This window comes from Paraburkholderia sp. UYCP14C (assembly GCF_004197395.1).
Classification (GTDB): Bacteria; Pseudomonadota; Gammaproteobacteria; order Burkholderiales; family Burkholderiaceae; genus Paraburkholderia.
This window is the reverse complement of sequence record NZ_SELS01000255.1, coordinates 1-1,361: the sequence shown is the minus strand read 5'-3', so window position 1 is coordinate 1,361 and position 1,361 is coordinate 1. Positions and strand designations below refer to the sequence as shown.

Here is a 1,361-nt window from a genome sequence, read left to right as displayed (position 1 = left end):
CCGCCCGCTGTCTACCAGCTCGCGCCCCGGATTCCGACCAGCTACTTTCCATAATCAACAACTTGGCATAATCGGCCTTATGGAAAGCTTTGCATAAGGCCGAACTGCAGTCCCCGAAAGGGGCTTAGATGACACGACCGCTCTGCTCGCTGGCGTCGGACGCTCGACTCTATGACCGGCGACTCTGGGTTCGAATTGGGACCCAGACTTTACGGTTCACGATTGCGGGACTTTGCGATGCAGCATTCTTTGGATGCATCAACCAGTGAATGCCGACGACAACTTTGCTGCGCGCACAAAATTATCGAGGTGCCGCAGTGCTAGGCGGCTTTCCTCCGATTCGACGAAAATTTTTAGGCCTTGGCTCCCTAGAATCCGCTACCGATCGCGCATGCCTTGCTTCCTGGCTGATGTTATCGAATTGCGTCGCAAAGTCAGGATGATGGTCCATTAACCAACGGGCAACACGCTCATTCCTAAGGAGCGTTGCAATGTAAGCAGCAGACACGGTGAGATGTAGGTGCTCAACACCATATCGTTCGTCGGTCTGGGCAACCGTTGCCTGAAGCGTAGCCAGTTCACGTTCGAGATTGGCAAGCTGCTCTGAGACTTCCTTCCGCCGCTTCCCGCGAACACGAGTACCACACTCAAGCCGCTCCGGCGGAGTAGCGGCAAGAATTGCCCGCGCAAAGGCCGAGGTGAAGTTTCCCTGTCCGCACATGAGTTCGACAGCCTCCATTTGCCGCAGAGGTTTCATCAACTTCAGTGCCTTGAATGTTGACGCTGGGCAGGCTTTATCCGCAAGTAGCGCGGCGGCCTCGTCCGTTATGCCCTCAAGGAGGCTGGCCCTGCGCTTGACGGTATTGATCTCAATCCCTAGCACTGAAGCAATCCGTTCGCGTGGTACACCGCGCTCGATTGCCTTTGCAATCATGCGTGCGTCGTGCGCCGATGTCAGCCGGCTGATGTGCTTGTTGTATGTGTACGCCTCATCATCTGTCGCGATGAGGCACATCGCTTCGTTCATGCCCAGGCGACGCAGAGCCTCTATCCGCAGTCTCCCATCGAGGATACGGAACCTGTCGTCGTCACGCTCAACGCGCACCACGATCAGGGGTTCGACGAGACCAATAGTTGCAATGGAGGCGAGAATCTGCAGGAATTTTCTGCTCGACGTAGCGGTGTCGGGGAGTGGCCTTGTAGACTCGAGCGCGTTCAACTGTAGCATAATCGGCTGGCTTTCAAATGCGGCCTTCAGCGGATTGGTTGTGAGCTTGTTCATGATGCGGCGGCTCCGGTTTTTCTGGACACAGAGTTGGGGTAAAACGTGTGATCCAAACTGGAGTAGTTGATGTTGAAGA

Annotated in this window: 1 protein-coding gene; it reads right to left on the bottom strand. The window is 55.5% G+C overall.

Annotated elements, in window-relative coordinates:
* Positions 1–301: 301 nt before the first annotated feature.
* Entirely contained in the window at positions 302–1,282 is a 981-nt protein-coding gene (locus EVC45_RS44655) for a plasmid partitioning protein RepB C-terminal domain-containing protein (RefSeq protein ID WP_129964369.1), read from the bottom strand.
* Positions 1,283–1,361 lie beyond the last annotated feature (79 nt).

Bases quoted from the DNA above. Each gene is read 5' to 3' on its own strand.
- EVC45_RS44655 (WP_129964369.1), bottom strand. From the start codon at position 1,282: ATGAACAAGCTCACAACCAATCCGCTGAAGGCCGCATTTGAAAGCCAG.